This window comes from Streptomyces roseoviridis, assembly GCF_039535235.1.
Taxonomy (GTDB): domain Bacteria; phylum Actinomycetota; class Actinomycetes; order Streptomycetales; family Streptomycetaceae; genus Streptomyces; species Streptomyces roseoviridis.
Window position 1 is genome coordinate 95,936 of record NZ_BAAAWU010000001.1, and the last position, 17,789, is coordinate 113,724.

The 17,789-nt window shown below is 72.6% G+C and carries 14 protein-coding genes; 8 read left to right on the forward strand and 6 right to left on the reverse strand.

The window, feature by feature from the left end; genetic code table 11:
* The first annotated feature begins 480 nt into the window (after positions 1-480).
* The 3 genes from ABD954_RS00390 to ABD954_RS00400 all read left to right on the forward strand — a co-directional run bounded on the left by ABD954_RS00390 (position 481) and on the right by ABD954_RS00400 (position 3,047).
* Positions 481-684 carry a cold-shock protein gene (locus ABD954_RS00390; protein WP_023586116.1) on the forward strand — a complete coding sequence of 68 codons (204 nt, stop codon included), beginning with the start codon at positions 481-483 and terminating at the stop codon, positions 682-684.
* Between the two features lie 341 nt (positions 685-1,025).
* Positions 1,026-2,522 carry a DEAD/DEAH box helicase gene (locus ABD954_RS00395; RefSeq protein ID WP_345483675.1) on the forward strand — a complete coding sequence of 499 codons (1,497 nt, stop codon included), beginning with the start codon at positions 1,026-1,028 and terminating at the stop codon, positions 2,520-2,522.
* 216 nt (positions 2,523-2,738) lie between these two features.
* Entirely contained in the window at positions 2,739-3,047 is a 309-nt protein-coding gene (locus ABD954_RS00400; RefSeq protein WP_345483676.1) for an SCO5918 family protein, read from the forward strand.
* Positions 3,048-3,237: 190 nt separating this feature from the next.
* On the opposite strand, the gene ABD954_RS00405 is transcribed toward ABD954_RS00400, so the two are convergent.
* Positions 3,238-3,915 (reverse strand): response regulator, encoded by a 678-nt coding sequence (locus tag ABD954_RS00405; protein ID WP_345483677.1) that lies wholly within the window; start codon positions 3,913-3,915, stop codon positions 3,238-3,240.
* Positions 3,912-5,243, reverse strand: a complete 1,332-nt coding sequence (locus ABD954_RS00410; protein WP_345483678.1) for a sensor histidine kinase — start codon at positions 5,241-5,243, stop codon at positions 3,912-3,914. Before ABD954_RS00410 ends, ABD954_RS00405 begins: the two co-directional genes overlap by 4 nt.
* 363 nt (positions 5,244-5,606) lie before the next feature.
* Between ABD954_RS00410 and ABD954_RS00415 the strand changes: the two genes are divergently transcribed.
* Positions 5,607-7,772 carry an MMPL family transporter gene (locus ABD954_RS00415; RefSeq protein ID WP_345483679.1) on the forward strand — a complete coding sequence of 722 codons (2,166 nt, stop codon included), beginning with the start codon at positions 5,607-5,609 and terminating at the stop codon, positions 7,770-7,772.
* 181 nt (positions 7,773-7,953) lie between these two features.
* Here ABD954_RS00415 and ABD954_RS00420 read toward each other — a convergent pair whose 3' ends face one another.
* The 4 genes from ABD954_RS00420 to ABD954_RS00435 form a co-directional block, all read right to left on the reverse strand.
* Positions 7,954-8,157 carry a cold-shock protein gene (locus tag ABD954_RS00420; RefSeq protein WP_345483680.1) on the reverse strand — a complete coding sequence of 68 codons (204 nt, stop codon included), beginning with the start codon at positions 8,155-8,157 and terminating at the stop codon, positions 7,954-7,956.
* 535 nt (positions 8,158-8,692) lie between these two features.
* Positions 8,693-10,450, reverse strand: a complete 1,758-nt coding sequence (locus ABD954_RS00425) for an immunity 49 family protein (protein WP_345483681.1) — start codon at positions 10,448-10,450, stop codon at positions 8,693-8,695.
* A 263-nt stretch (positions 10,451-10,713) separates the two neighbouring features.
* Entirely contained in the window at positions 10,714-11,010 is a 297-nt protein-coding gene (locus tag ABD954_RS00430) for a hypothetical protein (RefSeq protein WP_345483682.1), read from the reverse strand.
* Between the two features lie 216 nt (positions 11,011-11,226).
* Positions 11,227-11,958 carry a DUF2625 domain-containing protein gene (locus tag ABD954_RS00435; RefSeq protein ID WP_345483683.1) on the reverse strand — a complete coding sequence of 244 codons (732 nt, stop codon included), beginning with the start codon at positions 11,956-11,958 and terminating at the stop codon, positions 11,227-11,229.
* Positions 11,959-12,210: 252 nt separating this feature from the next.
* Between ABD954_RS00435 and ABD954_RS00440 the strand changes: the two genes are divergently transcribed.
* The 4 genes from ABD954_RS00440 to ABD954_RS00455 all read left to right on the forward strand — a co-directional run bounded on the left by ABD954_RS00440 (position 12,211) and on the right by ABD954_RS00455 (position 17,787).
* Positions 12,211-12,813, forward strand: a complete 603-nt coding sequence (locus tag ABD954_RS00440) for a TetR/AcrR family transcriptional regulator (RefSeq protein WP_345483684.1) — start codon at positions 12,211-12,213, stop codon at positions 12,811-12,813.
* A gap of 86 nt (positions 12,814-12,899) precedes the next feature.
* Positions 12,900-14,129, forward strand: a complete 1,230-nt coding sequence (locus ABD954_RS00445; protein WP_345483685.1) for an MFS transporter — start codon at positions 12,900-12,902, stop codon at positions 14,127-14,129.
* Between the two features lie 239 nt (positions 14,130-14,368).
* On the forward strand, positions 14,369-15,274 hold the full coding sequence (locus tag ABD954_RS00450; RefSeq protein ID WP_345483686.1) for an outer membrane protein assembly factor BamB family protein: 906 nt from the start codon (positions 14,369-14,371) through the stop codon (positions 15,272-15,274).
* 77 nt (positions 15,275-15,351) lie between these two features.
* Positions 15,352-17,787 carry a WD40/YVTN/BNR-like repeat-containing protein gene (locus ABD954_RS00455; RefSeq protein ID WP_345483687.1) on the forward strand — a complete coding sequence of 812 codons (2,436 nt, stop codon included), beginning with the start codon at positions 15,352-15,354 and terminating at the stop codon, positions 17,785-17,787.
* The last annotated feature ends 2 nt before the right edge of the window (positions 17,788-17,789 follow it).

Consider the following 17,789-nt stretch of genomic DNA (forward strand, 5'->3'; position numbering starts at 1 on the left):
AGGGGTTCGGACCGCCCGCGCCGTACGCACGGCGGCGGGACTTTCCGATCATGTCGGCCGCCCCGCGGGGACTCCACCGGCACGACAGATCAGTAACGTGCACGGCAGGAACCTGAGCACCCCCGGATGACGCCCGCGCGTTCGCGACGCCAGTTCCGCTCGATCGAGCCGACACTCCGGGATGCGCCGGGCCGTGGGTCAATATCTGTGCCCACGCGCTGAGGTTTCAAGGAAACAGGGCGACAGATTTTCTGGCGCAATAAAAAGGGGCGCGTTCTTCGCCGCACATTGGATGCCGCGGCGTGCTACTGTCGGTGTCAGTTGCAGTTGTGGTTCCCGAAACTTCAAGTGCTCTCCGGTCGGCCTCGTGCCGCTGGGAGCGCTTTTATATTGCCGGTCTTTCCGGCGGGGTGATCATCGCGGCGACACGGGATGCGCACGGTGCGGATCCCGTATGCACTGCCCCGAAGGAGATATGACATGGCTGCTGGTACCGTGAAGTGGTTCAACGCGGAAAAGGGTTTCGGCTTCATCGAGCAGGACGGTGGCGGCGCTGACGTGTTCGCCCACTACTCGAACATCGCCGCCCAGGGCTTCCGCGAGCTGCTGGAGGGCCAGAAGGTGACCTTCGACATCGCGCAGGGCCAGAAGGGCCCGACGGCCGAGAACATCGTTCCCGCCTGACGCCGACTGTCGCTTTTCGTAGCTGGGGCCCGCATCCCTCGGGGTGCGGGCCCCAGCTCCATGCGTTTCCCGCAGCGGTTTTCGCCTGCGGGCAGCGAGCAGAACATCGTGGGCTCAGTCCTCGCTGACAGCCCCGAAGCGCACAGCATCCCTTCGCGGATGCCTCGCGGTGGGCTCCCGGTACGCGAGTCCACGCATCCACTCATTTCAGCGCCTGCGTCCGCACGGATTTTCCGTCAGCCGGATCGCTGCCGCGCTCCATCGGCCCATTCTCGCAATTCCCCGTGCCGCTCATTGCTGCGGGAATTCCTTGATATGAGCCGCATCAAGGAAGGTTCCGCATGAACCGCACACGCACGAACGACCGCTTCTCCCGTAGCCGTAACGGCGGTGGCGACTCCGGCAGGGGTGACGGCCGATTCGGTCCGCCGGCCCCTCGCCGGTCCGGTGGGCCGAGGCGCGCCGAGGGTCACGGCCGTCGGCCCGCCGCAGTGCAGGGGGAGTTCGCCCTGCCGTCGACTCTCACCCCCGCGCTTCCCGCCGCCGAGGCGTTCGCCTCTCTCGGCATGCCGGGGCAACTGCTCGCCGAACTCGGCAAGCAGGGTGTGACCGTACCGTTCCCCATCCAGGCCGCGACGCTGCCCAACTCCCTCGCCGGCCGTGACGTGCTCGGCCGCGGCCGTACCGGTTCCGGCAAGACCCTCGCCTTCGGGCTGGCGCTGCTCGCCCGTACGGCCGGCAGGCGCGCCGAGCCCCGGCAGCCGCTCGGGCTGGTCCTCGTACCGACGCGTGAGCTGGCGCAGCAGGTCACCGATGCCCTCGTCCCGTACGCCCGTTCCGTGAAGCTGCGCCTCGCCACGGTCGTGGGCGGAATGCCGATCGGCAGGCAGGCCAGCGCGCTGCGCGGTGGCGCCGAGGTCGTCGTCGCCACTCCCGGACGCCTCAAGGACCTCATCGAACGCGGCGACTGCCGGCTTGACCAGGTCTCGATCACCGTCCTCGACGAGGCGGACCAGATGGCCGACATGGGCTTCATGCCGCAGGTGACCGCCCTGCTCGACCAGGTCCGGCCGGAGGGGCAGCGCATGCTGTTCTCCGCCACTCTCGACCGCAACGTCGACCTGCTCGTGCGCCGCTACCTGACCGATCCCGTGGTGCACTCCGTCGACCCTTCGGCCGGCGCGGTCACGACGATGGAGCACCACGTGCTGCACGTCCACGGCGCCGACAAGCACGGCGCCACCACCGAGATCGCCGCACGCGACGGCCGCGTCATCATGTTCCTCGACACCAAGCACGCCGTCGACCGCCTCACCGAGCACCTCCTGAACAGCGGGGTGCGGGCCGCGGCCCTGCACGGCGGGAAGTCGCAGCCGCAGCGCTCCCGCACCCTGGCACAGTTCAAGACGGGTCACGTCAACGTGCTGGTCGCCACCAACGTCGCGGCCCGCGGCATCCACGTCGACAACCTCGACCTGGTCGTCAACGTCGATCCGCCGACCGACCACAAGGACTACCTCCACCGCGGCGGCCGCACGGCCCGGGCCGGCGAATCGGGCAGCGTCGTCACGCTGGTCACCCCGAACCAGCGGCGCGGCATGGCCCGCCTCATGACAGCGGCCGGCATCGTCCCGCAGACCACTCAGGTCCGCACCGGCGAAGAGGCCCTGCGCCGCATCACCGGCGCCCAGGCCCCGACCGGCATTCCGGTCGTCATCACCGCGCCGGTGGTCGAACGTCCCAAGAAGCGCGGCGCCACCTCACGGGGCCGACGCCGTCCCGTCCCTGCGCCCCGGCGCGCCGGCGCGCGCCGGTCCACTGCCGGTGCGGCCGCGTAGAAGTGCGTGACCGGGAACGCGGCCCGTTCGGGCACGAGGACTCGCTGCCCGGGACGCGGGGCCCTGCGGGTGACCCGGGCCGGTGCCGTGGCCGACGCACACGCAGCGATCCGGGCGTCCTCGCCCTCGCGCCGAACGGCTGAACCGCTGCACCGCTGAACCGCTGAACCGCTGAACGACGGCCGGCTCCGTTTCCCCTTCTGCCTGTGAGGCACCATGCGTTGTGTCATCGCCCGTTTCCCGTTCGACTTGACCAGGATCGGCGTGCTGGAATCGATGAAGGGCGTCAAGCCCGAACCGGTCACCGGCGATTCCGTCATCATCGGACGGCGTCACTACCCCGCCAAGCAGGTCGGCCAGGTCATCACCCGCCAGGACCGCCGCGACTTCAGCGCCGGCGAAGTCCTGAGGGCCATGGCCCGGCTCGGCTTCACCTGCCGCCCCCTCCCCCGGACGGCGCCCGCCCGGATCGAAAGCCCGTTGCAGCGGGCTTCCGCGATGCTCGGCACTCCCCTGTCGGTCTGACCCGCAGAGCAGGCACCCGACGACACCAGAACAGCACCGAGGGACCGACCAGCGCGCGCCGGTCGGTCCCTCGGTGCGTGCCGTGGTGGGGCCGCATCCAGCCCACCGGTGGCCGCCCGGCCCAGGCGGCGAAGCACTCCTGCTCCTCCCTCGGCGTCGGCTCCCGGGGCGGCCACCCGGCGGGCCGGGTTCAGGGTCCGGGTCGTGCCGTCACCAGGCCGGTCTCGTAGGCGGCGATGACCGCCTGGGCCCGGTCGCGCACTCCGAGTTTGGCGAAGAGGCCCGTGATGTGGTTCTTCACAGTGGAGGCGCTCACGCCCAGCCGCGCGGCTATCTCCGTGTTGTCCAGCCCGCCGGCGATCAGCTGCCACACGTCCCGCTCGCGCGGGGTGAGCCCGTCGGTCTCCTGGGGTGTCGGCCGGGCCACGGTGCGGTCCGAGGCGGTGACGTGCGTGGAGATGAGGCGGGTCAGGAGCCGGGGAGCGAGGATGGCCTCCCCGTCGCGGACCACGCGCAGGGCCGCCACCAGGTCCTCGGGCGAGATGTCCTTGGGCAGGAACCCGCAGGCCCCGGCCCGCAGGGCGGCCACCACGTGCTCGTCCATGTCGAAGGTGCTCAGGGCCAGCACGCGGCACTCGGGCAGTTCGGCGCTCAGTCGCCGTGTCGCGGCGATCCCGTCGAGGACCGGCATACGGATGTCCATGATGACCACGTCGGGGCGCCGCTCGTGCGCCAGGCGCAGCGCCTCGGCCCCGTCGGCGGCTTCGGCGACGACCTGGAAGCCGGGTTCGGGGCCGAGCATCAGGGCGAGACCGCGACGTACGAGGGGCTGGTCGTCGGCGATGAGCACCTTCACCACCGCGCTCATGTCCACGCCTCCTCATGGACGCCGAGCGTCGACGCGGACGCGCGCAGGGGAAGACGGGCGCGGACGGTGAAGCCGCCACCCTCGGGTCCGGCGTGCAGCGTCCCGCCATGCAGTCCGACGCGTTCGCGCATTCCCATCAGCCCGTGGCCGACGCCGCGCGGAGCGGTACGGGCCGGACGTCCGGGGGGCGGCCCGTCGTCGGTGACGGCGACTCGCACGTCCTCGGCCGTGCAGCTGAGCCGGACGTCCACCCGGGCGCCGTGCCCCGCGTGCTTGCGGGCATTGGGCAGGGCTTCCTGGACGATACGGAAGACGGCGAGCGCGACGCCGGGCGGCAGCGCTCCCAGGTCTCCGTCGGTGACGAGCGTGGTCGGCAGGCCGGCCCGACGGCTGTCCTCGACGACACGGTCGAGGTCGCCGATGCCGGGCTGCGGCGCGGTCGCCTCGCCCTCGCCGGGCTCGTCACCGGCGCGCAGTACGTCCAGCAGATGACGCATCTCGTGCAGGGCGGTGCGACCGGAGCCCTCGAGGGCGACGAGGGCTTCGCGGGCGGCCTGCGGTGACCGCTCGAGGTTCGCGCGGGCGCCGCCCGCGAGCAGCTGCATCGTGGTGAGGTGGTGGGCGACGATGTCGTGCAGTTCGCGGGCGATGCGGCGGCGTTCCGCCGCGACGGCGCGGTCGGCGAGCAGGCGCCGGTGTGCCTGGGCGTTGCGCTGCCAGCGGCTGACGGCGACGGCCGCGCCGGTCACGCACAGCGCGGAGGCGACGTTGCCGGCGAATTCCGGCAGGGACGGCGCGGGCAGCCCCGGGTGGACGAGGTGGAGCACCGCGACGCAGCCGGCGACGGCCGCAGCCGCGACCGCGGCACGGTGGTGCCGTACGACGGTGTACAGGGCGACGGCGGTCGCGGCACCGTAGTGCGGGCCGACGGCGCTGAACCAGTTGAGGGACAGGTTCACCGCCACGACGCCCGCGAGCACGGCCAGGGGCGCGCGGCGGCGGGCGGGCAGCAGCAGTGCGGCGGCCACCACGATCAGGCAGCCGGCCGCCGGCACGTGTCCCTGGTCCATCTGGCTGGTGATGGCGAACCCCACCAGGTCGAGCGCCGCGGCACCGGCGGCGACGAGGCCGTCGTGCTGACTCCACAGCGGGAGCCGGCTGCCGTTCTTCGGCTCCACGCCGGCGGGAGGCGCTTCGGTCACGTCCTTCGAGGTCCCGTCACCACCGGTCGCGTGCGCTCCCGGTCCGGCAGGGTCCGCCCCTTCACCGGCCGCGCCCGGGCCCGCCCGGCCGCCGGCCGCCCCCGCCTCGTCCTCGCGCTGTCTCATGCCGCCCTCTCGTGCGTTGCCGTGCGTCTGCTGCCGTGCGTCTCTTCTGCCGCCGTCGGCGGCGGGGCGACCCTCCCCCGTCCCTCGCGTCGCCCCTGCGGTTCGTCCTGTGCGCCGCCCATTGTCCCAGCGCGCCCGGGGGTCCGGCGTCGGGACCAGGGCCCAGGGGCGACCAGGAGCAGGGTCCTGGGCCGGGGCGGTGCCAGGGCCGTGCTCCCAGGCGGTTTCTCGTCCTCGGCTCCGAAGCCGGGGCCGTACGGCGCTGATGTGCTGGAGGCGTACCGGGAGCCGCCCGGTGCAGCCCGCCGCCCGGCCTCCCGTGCCGCCCGCGGCCGACCCTCGTACCCGTTCCGGAGGCTTTCCGTGATCCGTGCCCTGACCGCGTATTCGACCCGCAGACCCTGGCGGGTCATCGCCTTGTGGGCGGTACTGGGCATCCTGACCGCCGTCGTGGGCCAGTCCCTGGTCTTCCGCGTGACCCAGACCGACAGCGCCCGTTTCCTGCCCTCCGAGTACGACGCCGCCCAGGCCCTGCGGGTCGCCAGGGAGGAGTTCGGCGTCCGGTCGGACACCGACGCGGTGACGGTGCTGGTGGCACGGCGCGACGGCAGGCCGCTCCGGGCCGCCGACAGCGAGCGCGTGGCCGGGGTGGCGCGCGAGCTGAGCGCCACCCGGGTGGAGATGCCGTGGACGGACGAACAGATACCGGGGCTCTCCACGGACTATTCCCAGACCCCTCGGGTCGCGGTGGCGATGACCGCACCTGGCGGATCGTTCGCGCTGCTCCGGGCCCAGTTGCGGGGCAATTCCACCGACCCCGGCATGCACCTGCTGTACCGGGCCTTCCAGGACCGTGCAGAGCAGAAGTTCGAACAGGCCGGGATGCGCACCGGGTTCACCGGCGGCGTGGCGGACGTGGTGGACGGAATCGAGGCGGAGGAGACCACGCAGACCCTGGTGGGCCTGTTCATGGTCGGTCTGATCATTCTCATCAACGTGCTGGTGTTCCGCAGCGTGATGGCCGCGCTCATCCCGCTGGTCGCCGTCTCCGTGGTGGGCGGCGCCGCCGCGGGCACGGTCGTGGCAGCGGCCCTGCTGACCGGTTTCGACCTGGACCCGGGCACCCCGGGCATGATCGGCACCGTGCTGGTCGGCATCGGCGTCGACTACTTCCTCTTCCTGTTGTTCCGCTTCCGTGAGGAACTGCGACGGCGTCCTGAGGACGACCACCGTCTGGTGGCCTGCGACGTATCGGGACGGGTGGGCACGGCGGTGACCTCCGCCGCGCTGACGATCGTCGCGGCGTTCGCCACGCTGGGCCTGGCGACGTTCGGCCAGTTCCGGGTGCTCGGCCCCTCGGTGGCCGTCTCCGTGCTGGTCATGCTGGTCGCGAGCCTGACGCTGATGCCGGCGCTCCTGGCGGTGACCGGGCGGCGGATGTTCTGGCCTTCGCGGACGCTGACGAAGACGGCGCGCCCCGGTCTGGCCGACCGTACGGCACGTCTGGTGGCCCGCCGCCCGCTGCTGGTGCTCGTGGTGTCGGTCGCCGTCCTCGGCGCGCTCGCGGCCGGTGTGACGGGTGTGCGCATGGACTTCGCCACCGGCGGCACTTCGCGTGACACCGCGGCGGCGGCTACGGCGCGGGAGATCGCGGGCGCCTTGCCGCCGGGGGTGTCCGACCCGACGACGGTGTACGTCACCACCAACGACGGCCGCCCCATGGACGCCGCGGCGCTGGGCCGGCTCCCGCAGGTGCTGGCCGGGACGGACGGCGTCGGCAAGGTGGCCGCCCCCGTCCTCAACGCCGACCGCACGGCTGCCCGCCTGGACGTGTACCTGAAGGCGGGCGCCCAGACGCAGCAGGCGCGCGACCTCGTGACCGGTCCCGTGCGGCAGGCCGCGCGGGAGGCGGCGCCCGCCGGGACGACGGCCCATGTGGGCGGCACCGCGGCCGTCTTCGCCGACGTGGCGACGGCGGTCGACCGGGATCTGAAGACGGTGTTCCCGCTGGCCGCGGCACTGATCGCGCTCATCCTGTTCGTCCTGCTGCGCAGTCTGTCGGCCCCGCTGGTGCTGATGCTCGCGATCGGGCTGTGCTTCGCGGCGACGTACGGCGCCTCCGCGCTGGTCTTCCAGCACCTGGGCGGCGAGCCGGGCGTCAACTTCGTCCTGCCGCTGGTGCTGTTCCTGTTCGTGGTGGCCCTGGGCACCGACTACAACATCCTCATCAGCGACCGTCTGCGCGAGGAGATGGCCCGCGCCGGTTCCGTCCGCGAGGCCGTCACCCGAGCGGTACGCCACACCGCACCGGCCATCGCCACGGCGGGCGTCGTTCTCGCCGCCTCCTTCGGCAGCCTCGCCGTCAACGCCGATCCCTCCACCCGCCAGATCGGCTTCGCCACCGCACTGGGCATCCTCCTGTCCGCCTTCCTCGTCTCGCTCCTGCTGGTGCCGGCTGCCGCCGCGCTGCTGGGGCGGGCGATGTGGTGGCCGCAGCGCGCGGGACAGGACCGTCGGCACGGCGCCTGACCCCGAGCGGCGGCCCTCGTCCGCGCGCGCGGCCCGCGCCGGCCTTGAGCCGTGAGCGGGCCGGCGGCCTCGCCGTCGGTCATCGGCGGCGGGACAGCACGAAGGCCCTGCTCCTCCCGGAAATCCAGGGGGAGGAGCAGAGCCTTCGGGGCAGGATCAACTGCCGGTGCTGCGGGAAGGGTCAGGCCACCGTGATGTTCTCGGCCTGCGGGCCCTTCTGGCCCTGGGTGACGTCGAACGTCACGGTCTGGCCCTCCTGGAGCTCACGGAAGCCCGACGAGTTGATCGCCGAGTAGTGGGCGAAGACGTCGGGGCCGCCGCCGTCCTGGGCGATGAAGCCGAAGCCCTTCTCCGCGTTGAACCACTTCACAGTTCCCGTAGCCATGTCTCATGCCTTCCAGTCGATGAAACGCCTCCCGCACTCTGCGGAAGGCGGAGGTGATCGCCCTGGTCCCTGCGGCACAGCACAGCAAAACGCCCACGCCGGAGGAGTGGGCAAAGGGAACTTCCGAACCACGACAGCTGACGCAGACGGTACACGTCCGCACACGTTGTCACCACAGCAAGCGCGCACACGTCGCGCCTCGAACGAGGTGGGGGCGGGGCCGACGGCGGCGCCGGGCCCGTCATCGGGCGCCGGTGCGACCGCGTCCTGAGGACGCCCCCATGGCGCGGTTCCCGGCCCGTCGCGCCGGGCGGCGCCGCCCGACCTCCCGTCGGATCGAGCGGCGGGCACCGGTCGAAACGCCTCCCCTCGCCCGCCTGTGGTCGGGGGCGGCCGGCCATGCGCTCGCCCCGCGGTTCTCCGCACGAGGAGCGGCCTGGCGGCCGCTGCCCGGGGCACGCGCCCGCAGGAGACGCGCAGAGCACCTCTCGGCCGGCGCGTCTTCCGGCTCGCGGCGCTGCGGTGCGGGCCGACCCTAGAAGGGTTGGGCGGTCCGCAGGATGCTCTGCGGGAGGTAGGGGGATTCGACGCGGATGGTCCAGCCGCGGCGCCGGGCGTGGCAGGCGAGGGCGAGGGAGTCGAGGTCGACGGCGGAGTCGGGATCGCCGTCGCGGTCGGCGACCTGGTAGTGGGCGCGGTGGGTTTCGAGCGCGTCGGCCAGGGCGAGGTTGAAGCTCTCCTCGTCTCCCTCCACGAGCTGGGACAGCAGCACGGCCGGCGGCATCGCGAAGCCCCAGTCCTTCGCCTGCTCGGCCCGCTGCAGCGCCCGCTGTGCGGCGGCCTCGGGGTCGGTGCCCTTCAGGTAGGCGTGGAGCGCCTCACGGTAGGCGCTGAAGGCGGATCCGTCCGGTCCTGCGATGGCGGGGCCGGACAGGACCAGCGGGGCGAGGTCTTCGCGAGCGCCGGTGATGAGGGCGAAGGCGGTTGCCCTGTGCCACTGGTGGGCGTCTGCCTTGCGGTCCCGGGCGGCGCGGTAGCGCAGTTCGCGGCCGTCGATCGTCACCTCGACCTCGGTGTCCGGCTCGGCCAGGGCGATGCGGAACAGGGCCGCCCCCATCTGGGAGATCCTGCGAACGGTGGCGAGCTGGGCATCCGTGCCCTCGCCGCGGCCTCCCGCACGCCACTTGAGAAGACGCTCCTGGTCCTCCATGACGCCCACGAGCCGCGAGACGGCCAAAGGTGCCGCGTCGAGGGGGGTGAGCGCCTCCTGGACGCGCTTCTCGTAGTCGGCCTCGAGCTCGGGGCTCACCGTCCAGTCCAGAGCCGGCCGGTCCACGACCAGCGGGCCGGCGGCAAGGGCTGCGACCGCGTCCGCCCGCCTGGTGCGGCCGAATCCCGCCACGCGCGGGCCGCGGCTCTCGAAGCCGGTGACCAGGGCGTGCGGGAGGTAGCCGGAGCTGACGGCCGGTGTCCAGCCCAGTGTCCGGTACGCGAGGGCGGCGAGGGCGAGGGGGACGAGCGGGAGAAGGCTGCGCGGCGAGGTCGAGGCGCCGTGCAGGGCCCTGTGCCTGATCAGGAGGTCGGCCAGCGCGGTGTCGAAGGTCTCCCGGTCCTCGGCGGCCAGGGCGCGCAGCGTGCGCAGCGCCGCGGTGGCCGGCCGGTCCAGCAGGGGCTCACCGGTTTCCTCGGCACGGGTACGGATCCGGTCCAGGGCCGCGTCGACGGCGGCGAGCTTGGCCCGCGCGCTCGGCGGATACTCCTCGTCGTCGCCGGTGTCGTCCAGGGCCAGGGCCGTCAGTCCGGTGGCGAGCTCGCCGGCGGGCGTTCCCTTCGCCTGCTCGGCGAACTTCTGCCGGGCGAAGTGGAAGGCCTCGCCGTGCCACTTGGCCTTGTCCCTGAGGACCGTCAGGCAGAGCGCGTCGGTCCACTCGCCGGGGGTGACGCTCTCCGCGGGGGCGTCATCGCCCGGGTCGTAGCTCATGCCGAAGTTCACGTAGTCCAAGAACACCTGGAAGGAGCAGTGCGGGTGGTACGCGGCGTAGGCGACGGCACCGGCCGCGGCTTCGGAGGCGTCCTTGAGGGCGGCCCTGGCCTCCGGGGTGTCGAGATCGGGCGTCGCGACGGAGAGGGCGCCCAGGTAGTCGAGGAAGTCCTCGGCGATGGTCTGCCACGCGTAGGTGTCCATCCGGCCGCCCCGCGACATGGAGCGCACCCGTCCTCCGATCCGGTGGGTGAAGTCCTCGCGCGCCGCCGACACGACGGCCTCGGCGACCTGATGACGCTCTATCTGCACTGTCCCGCTCCTTGATCCAATCCTGCGGACAGCCTAGACGTCGCCTCTGACAGGACGGCCTCCCCCGAATCGGGGGGCTCGCCCGCGCCTACCGCGGCTGCCTTCACGCCTCTGTCGGTGGCGTGAGCCGGCAGGGTGCGCGACCAGGCAGGGTGGCGGTGGCCGATCCCGGGCCGGTGTCGCGTGGACGCGGCTGTGGATCGAGGACACCGGCCAGCCGGCGAAGGCCGGCCACGGGCCGCGGCTGCCCGGCGGGCCGGCGGTCAGGGCATGTCGCCGGAGTGGTAGAGGCGGCACGTGACGCCGGGACCGGGGGCGCGCGGCTCGCCGGGGCGCGGGTCGTACAGGGCTCGGCCACCGGGCCACCGGGAGAGCTCGGTGGGCAGGGCGACGCCCTTGTCGACTTCCTCGGTTCGCCAGCCGTGGATGTCCAGCAACAGGCCGTCCAGCGGACCGCCGACCAACTCGGCGTAGGTCCGGTGCGCCAGAGGGCCCGGGTGGGGGTCGTCGTGGTCGTGGCCGTACACCCGGCCGCGCAGCAGCTGCTCGTCACCGTTCATCCGACCAGCCTGCCAGCCGCCACCGACAACGCGGCCCGGCGCCGGGCCCCGGCCCAGTCAGGACCTCCTCGCACGGCGGTCGTGTGACGAGACGCCTCGCGCGGTCGACCCGTCAGGTCGGGAGGGCGGTCGCCGCCCCGCCTTACCCGCAGGAACTCGGTCCGGTCCCCCGGCTTCCGGCCTTCGCCGACGCACCGGGACCGGCGGCGAAGCCGGTCACACGTCGCCCAGGAACCCGGGATCGGACGGCCCCGCCTGCCGGGCGAAGTCCGCTGCGACTCCGAGCACCTCGCGCATCGGTACGGGCCGCCGACTCGTGGCCGCGAGGTCGGCGTGAGCTTCCTCGGACCACAGGAACGGATACACGGACAGGCCCTGCCCGAAGGCCAGGGCCGCGGCCTCCTCGCGCCAGCCGGGCCAGCGCAGTCCGTCATAGAAGGTCTCCAGCCTGCCCGAGAGCAGCCAGGCGACCCACCCGGAGTGTCCCGTCTCCATCGCCTCCCACTCCAGAGTGTCCGGAGCGAAGTACGTCATCTGGCCAGGTGCCCCGGGACGGCCGGCAGCCGCAGGATCGGCGCCGTTCAGCGCGAAGACCCCTCCGACGACGTCATGGGCCACGACCAGACCTGTCGCGGGGAGCCAGCCGGGGTCGAAGTCGGTGGGGAAGCGGTTGACCTGCGCCAGACTCGGAAGCCGCCCCTCCGAGACCGTACGCGAACCGCCGCCGAACACTCGGAGCCACCCGTCGTCCACGAGCAGTCCGCCGGTGTTCAGCACCAGTGCGCCCAGCATCGATCGCGCGCTGACCTGCATCTGCAGAAGGCATCGGCGGCCCTCGTCGATGTCTCCTGGCAGCACTCGAACCCGCACGGAGCTCTCCCTGACGGCCCGCTTCAGTTCGGGCCACGCGGGGTCGTCCACAGTGACCAGCTCATCGATGCCTCGCATCCGACGATGGTAGGCACCGCGGGCGCCTGCGCGTGCCGGTCCCCCACTGCCCCGCATCCCACAGGCAGCCCGGAGACCGGCGGCGCATCGACGCCTGTGGGGGACGCGGCGGTCGGTGCGGGCCGGCGTCAGGGGCGGTCTCGGGTCGCTCCTGTGGAACCGGCCACTCGGCAAGGTCTCAAGGCCCGGCAGACGCCGCCTACTTCCACGCCGGTATTGAAACGACCGATCCAAAACGGTTAGAGTCGCGGCATGGTCCGACCGAGGACGTTCGACGAGGACGCCGCCCTGGACGCGGCGATGCACACCTTCTGGAAGAAGGGCTACGAAGCCACCTCCACGCAGGACCTGTGCGACGCCACGGGGTTGGGGCGCAGCAGCATCTACAACACGTTCAAGAGCAAGCACGACCTCTTCGAGCGCGCACTGTCCCGCTACATCAACGCCATGACGACCGCCCAGCTGGCCGTCCTGGAGGACACCCGTCACAGCGCCGCCGACCGGCTGCGCACCCTGTTCGCCATGGTCGTCGACGGCGAGACGGAGGCGGAACGCCGGACGGGCGGACGCGGCCTCGGCTGCCTGACCGTGAACACGACGGTCGAACTGGCCGCCCGGGACCCGCGAGCAGCGGACATACTGGACCGGGACACACAGCGCCGCCTGGCGGCCCTGCGCGCGGTGCTCCAGGAGGGTCAGCGGGAAGGCAGCATCACCTCTCGCCGTGACGCCGGAGCGCTCGCGCGCTTCGTCAACGCCGCGATCGGCGGCATGCGCGTCTCCAGTCAGGGCGGTGCCGACCGGGCCGCACTGGAGTCGATCGCCGAGATCGTCATGGACGCCCTCACCGGCTGACGGCACGCGCCGCCGGGTTCCGCGTCCACGCCTGCCCACGTTTTGGACCGTTCGATACATAACCGAACCGGGAAGGAGATCAATCCGTGCCTCGTGCCGTGTACGTCCTGGCGCTCGGCATCTTCGCCATGGTGACCAGCGAGTTCGTGGTCGCCGGCCTGATGCCGCAGATGGCCCGGGGACTGGACGCGACCGTCTCGCAAGTCGGCTACCTCATCACCGCCTTCGCGGTGGCCATGGCCGCCGGCGGTCCGTTCCTGACCGCGGTCCTGACGAAGTTCCCCCCGCGGACGGCCCTGATGGTCCTGTTCGCCGTCTTCCTCGGTGGCAACGTCCTGGCCGCCACCGCAAGCGGCTACGGCACGATGCTGGCCGCACGGATCATCACCGGCGTCGCCTCTCAGGCGTTCTTCGGCGTGGCCGTCTCGATGTGCGTCCGCCTCACCCGCCCCGAGGTGCGTGGCCGCGCGATCGCCGTCCTGATGAACGGCCTCATGCTCGGCACCCTGCTCGGCCTGCCGGTCTCCACTCTGGTCGGCGAGCGCTTCGGCTGGCGCGCCGCGTTCTGGACCATCACCCTGATCGCCGTGGTCGCGGCCGGGACCACCCTGCTCGGCGTACCCCGCGTCGAACGCGACCGGAGCAGCGGCGGTTTGCGCCGGCAAGCCGACGTCTTCAGGAAACCCACGATGTGGCTGGCGCTGTCCAGCAGCACACTGATCATCGGCGCCACCTTCTCCGCCTTCAGCTACTTCAACCCCATCCTCACCGACGTCACCGGCTTCTCCTCCGCCACCGTCCCCCTGCTTCTCGTCGCCTACGGTGCCGCCACCCTCGTGGGCAACAACGTCGTCGGTCGTTTCGCCGACCGGCACACCGTCCCGGTCCTGGCCGTCGGTCTCCTTCTCAACACGCTGTTCCTGACCGCCTTCGCCCTCCTCGCCGACGAACCCGCCCCGGCCGTCCTCTGCATGATGGGCATCGGCCTGGTCGGCGTCACCATGAACCCGGCGATGGTGACCCGCGTCCAGCGCACCGGCAACGCGGGCCCCCTCGTCAACACCGTGCACTCCTCCTTCATCACCCTCGGCGTCATCCTCGGCTCCTCCCTCGGCGCCGTCGTGATCGACACGTGGGGACTGCGCGCTCCCCTCTGGCTCGGTGCTGCCCTGGCGCTGGTCGGTCTGGCCACCGTCCTGCCCGACCTCACCCGGCGCACCGCCCCGGCCGGCGGCGCGACCCCGTCGTCCGCCCCGCCTGACGACGCGAACGAGGTCGCGACGGCCGATGAGTCGGCCGCTCGCGGCAGCAGGTGACTGCTGTGTCGGGGTGGGCGTCCGGGCGCGGCGAGTCGTGCAGGAGGCGGTGGAGCGGTGCGTTTGCCGCGCCTCGCGGCCGGAGGGACGATGAGAGTGCGCTGCGGTCCACGGCCGGGCCCTGACGTGGTGGTCGCCTCGGGTGGCCCGCGTACGCCTCGCGGCTCCGGCATGTGATCCCGTATCCGCGTTCCTGCCAAGCCCACTTGGGGGCCCGGATGGCGAGAGTTCCGCGCGGCGTGGTCGACGAGCGTGGCCGGCGGGCCGTCGTGCACGACCACGAAGGCGCGCTGATTGCCCTGGACCTGGAGAACGGCGCACCGCTGTGGCGGCACGAACCGAGTCTGCGGCCGTGCGCGCTGCTCGTCGGGTCGGTCGTGGCCCTGCGGATCAGCCCGTCGCCGACGCTCGTCGTGGTGGTGCTCGACGCCGACACCGGTGAGGACCGCTGGGCATCGGAGCGGGTCGCCCTGCCGCCGTGGGCGCGCTGCACCCTGGACGACAGCAGCGGCTTCTCCCTGCGGACCGAGACGGGCGCCGACTTCGTGGTGCTCCGCTGGACCGTGCGGGCCTCGTACCGCGGCGGCGCCGCACCGAGCAGCCGGGTCCTGGAGGAGTCCCGGCACACGGCGTCCGGAGCCGTGCGGGTCGCTCTGACGGATCCGCCTTCCCTGGCCGTGCTTCCCGAGGCGGAGGCGGGGGCGGATGCCGAGGCGGAGACGGATGCCCGGGCCGCCGCCTGGTCGGAGGGCAAGACGGACCCGGAAGCGGATGCCCGGGCCGGGGCCTGGCCGGAGGGCAAGACGGACCCGGAAGCGGATGCCGGGGCCGCCGCCTGGTCGGAGGGCGAGACGGACCCGGAGGCGGATGCCGGGGTTCGAGCGGCCGACGGGGCGGACGCGCGGGCGCTCCCGGAGGCGGACGACGGCGGAGTACCAGCCCCCGTACCACCGAAGGCCCCGTCCGCAGGGCAGTCCATCGTCCTGGACCAGTGCCTGGTCGGCGAGCGCCGCCTGGAACTCGTCCTGCGCCGCGATGCGGGCATCGTCGTCCTCAGGGCCGCGGATGCCCGTACCGGCACGCCCGCGTGGGAGGTGGAACTGGACCGCACGACCCCGCGGCGGGCGCCCAGGCTCCGGCCCTAGCTCCGGCCCTAGCTCCGGCCCGGGCGTGTCCCCGCGCCCCTCCCACCCACCGCCTCGCGCCGATCGAGGGTGCCGTCATGGCCATCTCAGACGAAGAAGTCGCCCGGTCGAAGCACATCAGCGTCACGCAGGTGCAGATGCTGTGCCGCTCCCGCGGCACGACGAACGAGACGCTCGCCGCCCTGCCCGAGGCCGCCGTGCGCCGGGCCCTGCTGCGCCTCGACTTCCCCGACCTGCCGACGGCCCGCGGGCTCTTCCGCCTCAAGCAGGAGCGCAGCGACGACGGGACCGTCCGGCCGCACGGTCTGGGCGCGGCCTACACGCAGGTGGAGGGCATGCTGAGCCGTGCGGCGCCGTCCATGACGGCCGGTGTGCCGACCGGACCGAACGTCCTCACGCGGGGCGCGGGACCGGCTCCGACGGCCGGCATGCGGCTGGCCGCCTGGCGGTGGCTCGGTCCCGGGAACATCGGCGGACGGACCCGGGGCATCGTCATCGACCCGGCGGATCCGGACCGCATGTGGGCCGTGAGCGCCGGCGGCGGCGTGTGGCACACCGGGGACGGCGGCGCCCGGTGGGCTCCGGTCGACGACTTCCTGGAGAACCTCTCCTGCGGCTGCATCGCCGCCGACCCCTCCGACGCGGCCACGCTGTACGTGGGGACCGGCGAAGCCTTCCACAACCTCGACGCCATCCGCGGCAACGGCGTCTTCCGCACCACCGACGCGGTCTCCTGGGCCCCGCTGGCGGCCACGCAGACCCCGGACTTCCAGTTCGTGAGCCGGATCGCGGTGTCGGGTGACGGGACGGTCGTCCTCGCGGCGACCTCCACCGGCCTCTTCCGCAGCGCCGACTCCGCGCGCGCCACCTGGACCAAGGTGCTCGGCCACCCCCTCGGGGACGTCCGGTTCGATCCGCGGGACAGCGACAGGGCGGTGGCCGGGGCGCTGCGGGACGGCGCCGCCTGGTTCAGCCGGGACGGCGGAACCACCTGGGCCCTCGCGACCGGCGGGCCGTGGACCGGCCGGGTCGAACTGGCCCACGCGGCCCAGGACCCCGACGTCGTCTACGCGTCGGTCCAGATGACCACCGGTCAGATCTGGCGGTCGACGGACGGCGGGGCGTCCTACCGAAAGAGGAAGACGCTGACCGCGAACGGCGTGCCCTCGGCGTACCTCGCCGAGCAGGGCTGGTACGACAACGCCGTCTGGGCCGGGGACCCGACCGACGCCGACCTGGTGATCGCCGGTGGCGTCAACCTGTACCGCAGTACCGACGGCGGCGACCACCTGGCCGAGATCAGCACCTGGTGGGAGCCCGCCTCGGTCCACGCGGACCAGCACGCGATCGTCGCCCACCCCTCGTACGACGGGGTCACCAACCGCACGGTGTTCTTCGGCAACGACGGCGGTGTGTTCAGGGCGGACGACCTGGCAGCCGTCGGGACCGAGCCGGAGCCGCCGTTCGTGAACGGCTGGACCGAACTCGTCAACGACTACGGCGTCACGCAGTTCTACGCGGGAGCCGGCCATCCCGGCAGCGGGAAAATCATCGGGGGCGCGCAGGACAACGGCTCGCTCGTCTTCGACCCGGCCCTCGGCACCGAGGACTGGCGCGCGTTCTTCGGCGGTGACGGCGGCTGGTGCGCCTCCGACCCCACGGATCCGCAGGTGTTCTACGGCGAGTACGTCTTCCTCAACATCCACCGCAACACCGATGGCGCCACCACCGACGACACGCGGGGCGACCGCTACATCAGCGGCCAGTTCTTCGACTTCTCCACGCGTGAGTGGTCCTGGAAGCAGGTGCCCTTCCGCATCCCGGACGCGAAGAACGAGAACGCGCTCTTCATCGCCCCGTTCGTCCTCGATCCGAACGACGAGAACCGGATCCTGGCGGGCGGCGTGTCGCTGTGGCGCACGAACGACGCCAAGCGGCCCAACACCCCTGCCTCGGGCCCGGCCTGGCGGGCGGTCAAGCCCGGCTCCGGCGCGATGATCAGCGCGATCGCGGTGGCTCGCGGCAACTCGGACGTGGTGTGGGTGGGCCACGAGGACGGCATGCTCTTCCGCACCGGCAACGGCACCGCGCCGACGCCGACCTGGGCGCGCGTCGGCGCGACGGGACCGAGCCCGCTGACGCCACGGCGCTACTGCACCGGCATCACCGTGCACCCGGAGGACCCGGACACCGCCTACGTCACCTTCGGCGGGTACGAGCGCGGCAACCTGTGGGTGACCACGGACGCCGGAGCGTCCTGGACCGACCTCGCCACCGCCCTGCCCCGTGCCCCGATCCGGGCCCTCGCCGTGCACCCGCGGCGGACCGGCCTGCTCTACTGCGGCACCGAGGTGGGGCTGTTCGCCAGCGAGGACGCCGGTGCGAGCTGGTCGCCGACGAACGAGGGGCCGACGAACTGCTCCGTCGACGACCTGTTCTGGATGGACGAGGACCTAATCTGCGTGACCCACGGGCGCGGGATGTTCCGGATCGACCTGTCGACGGTCCCGTAGGG

Coding starts and splice junctions, on each gene's coding strand:
- ABD954_RS00390 (WP_023586116.1), top strand. CDS start 481: ATGGCTGCTGGTACCGTGAAGTGGTTCAACGCGGAAAAGGGTTTCGGC.
- ABD954_RS00395 (WP_345483675.1), top strand. CDS start 1,026: ATGAACCGCACACGCACGAACGACCGCTTCTCCCGTAGCCGTAACGGC.
- ABD954_RS00400 (WP_345483676.1), top strand. CDS start 2,739: ATGCGTTGTGTCATCGCCCGTTTCCCGTTCGACTTGACCAGGATCGGC.
- ABD954_RS00405 (WP_345483677.1), bottom strand. CDS start 3,915: ATGAGCGCGGTGGTGAAGGTGCTCATCGCCGACGACCAGCCCCTCGTA.
- ABD954_RS00410 (WP_345483678.1), bottom strand. CDS start 5,243: ATGAGACAGCGCGAGGACGAGGCGGGGGCGGCCGGCGGCCGGGCGGGC.
- ABD954_RS00420 (WP_345483680.1), bottom strand. CDS start 8,157: ATGGCTACGGGAACTGTGAAGTGGTTCAACGCGGAGAAGGGCTTCGGC.
- ABD954_RS00430 (WP_345483682.1), bottom strand. CDS start 11,010: ATGAACGGTGACGAGCAGCTGCTGCGCGGCCGGGTGTACGGCCACGAC.
- ABD954_RS00435 (WP_345483683.1), bottom strand. CDS start 11,958: ATGCGAGGCATCGATGAGCTGGTCACTGTGGACGACCCCGCGTGGCCC.
- ABD954_RS00440 (WP_345483684.1), top strand. CDS start 12,211: ATGGTCCGACCGAGGACGTTCGACGAGGACGCCGCCCTGGACGCGGCG.
- ABD954_RS00455 (WP_345483687.1), top strand. CDS start 15,352: ATGGCCATCTCAGACGAAGAAGTCGCCCGGTCGAAGCACATCAGCGTC.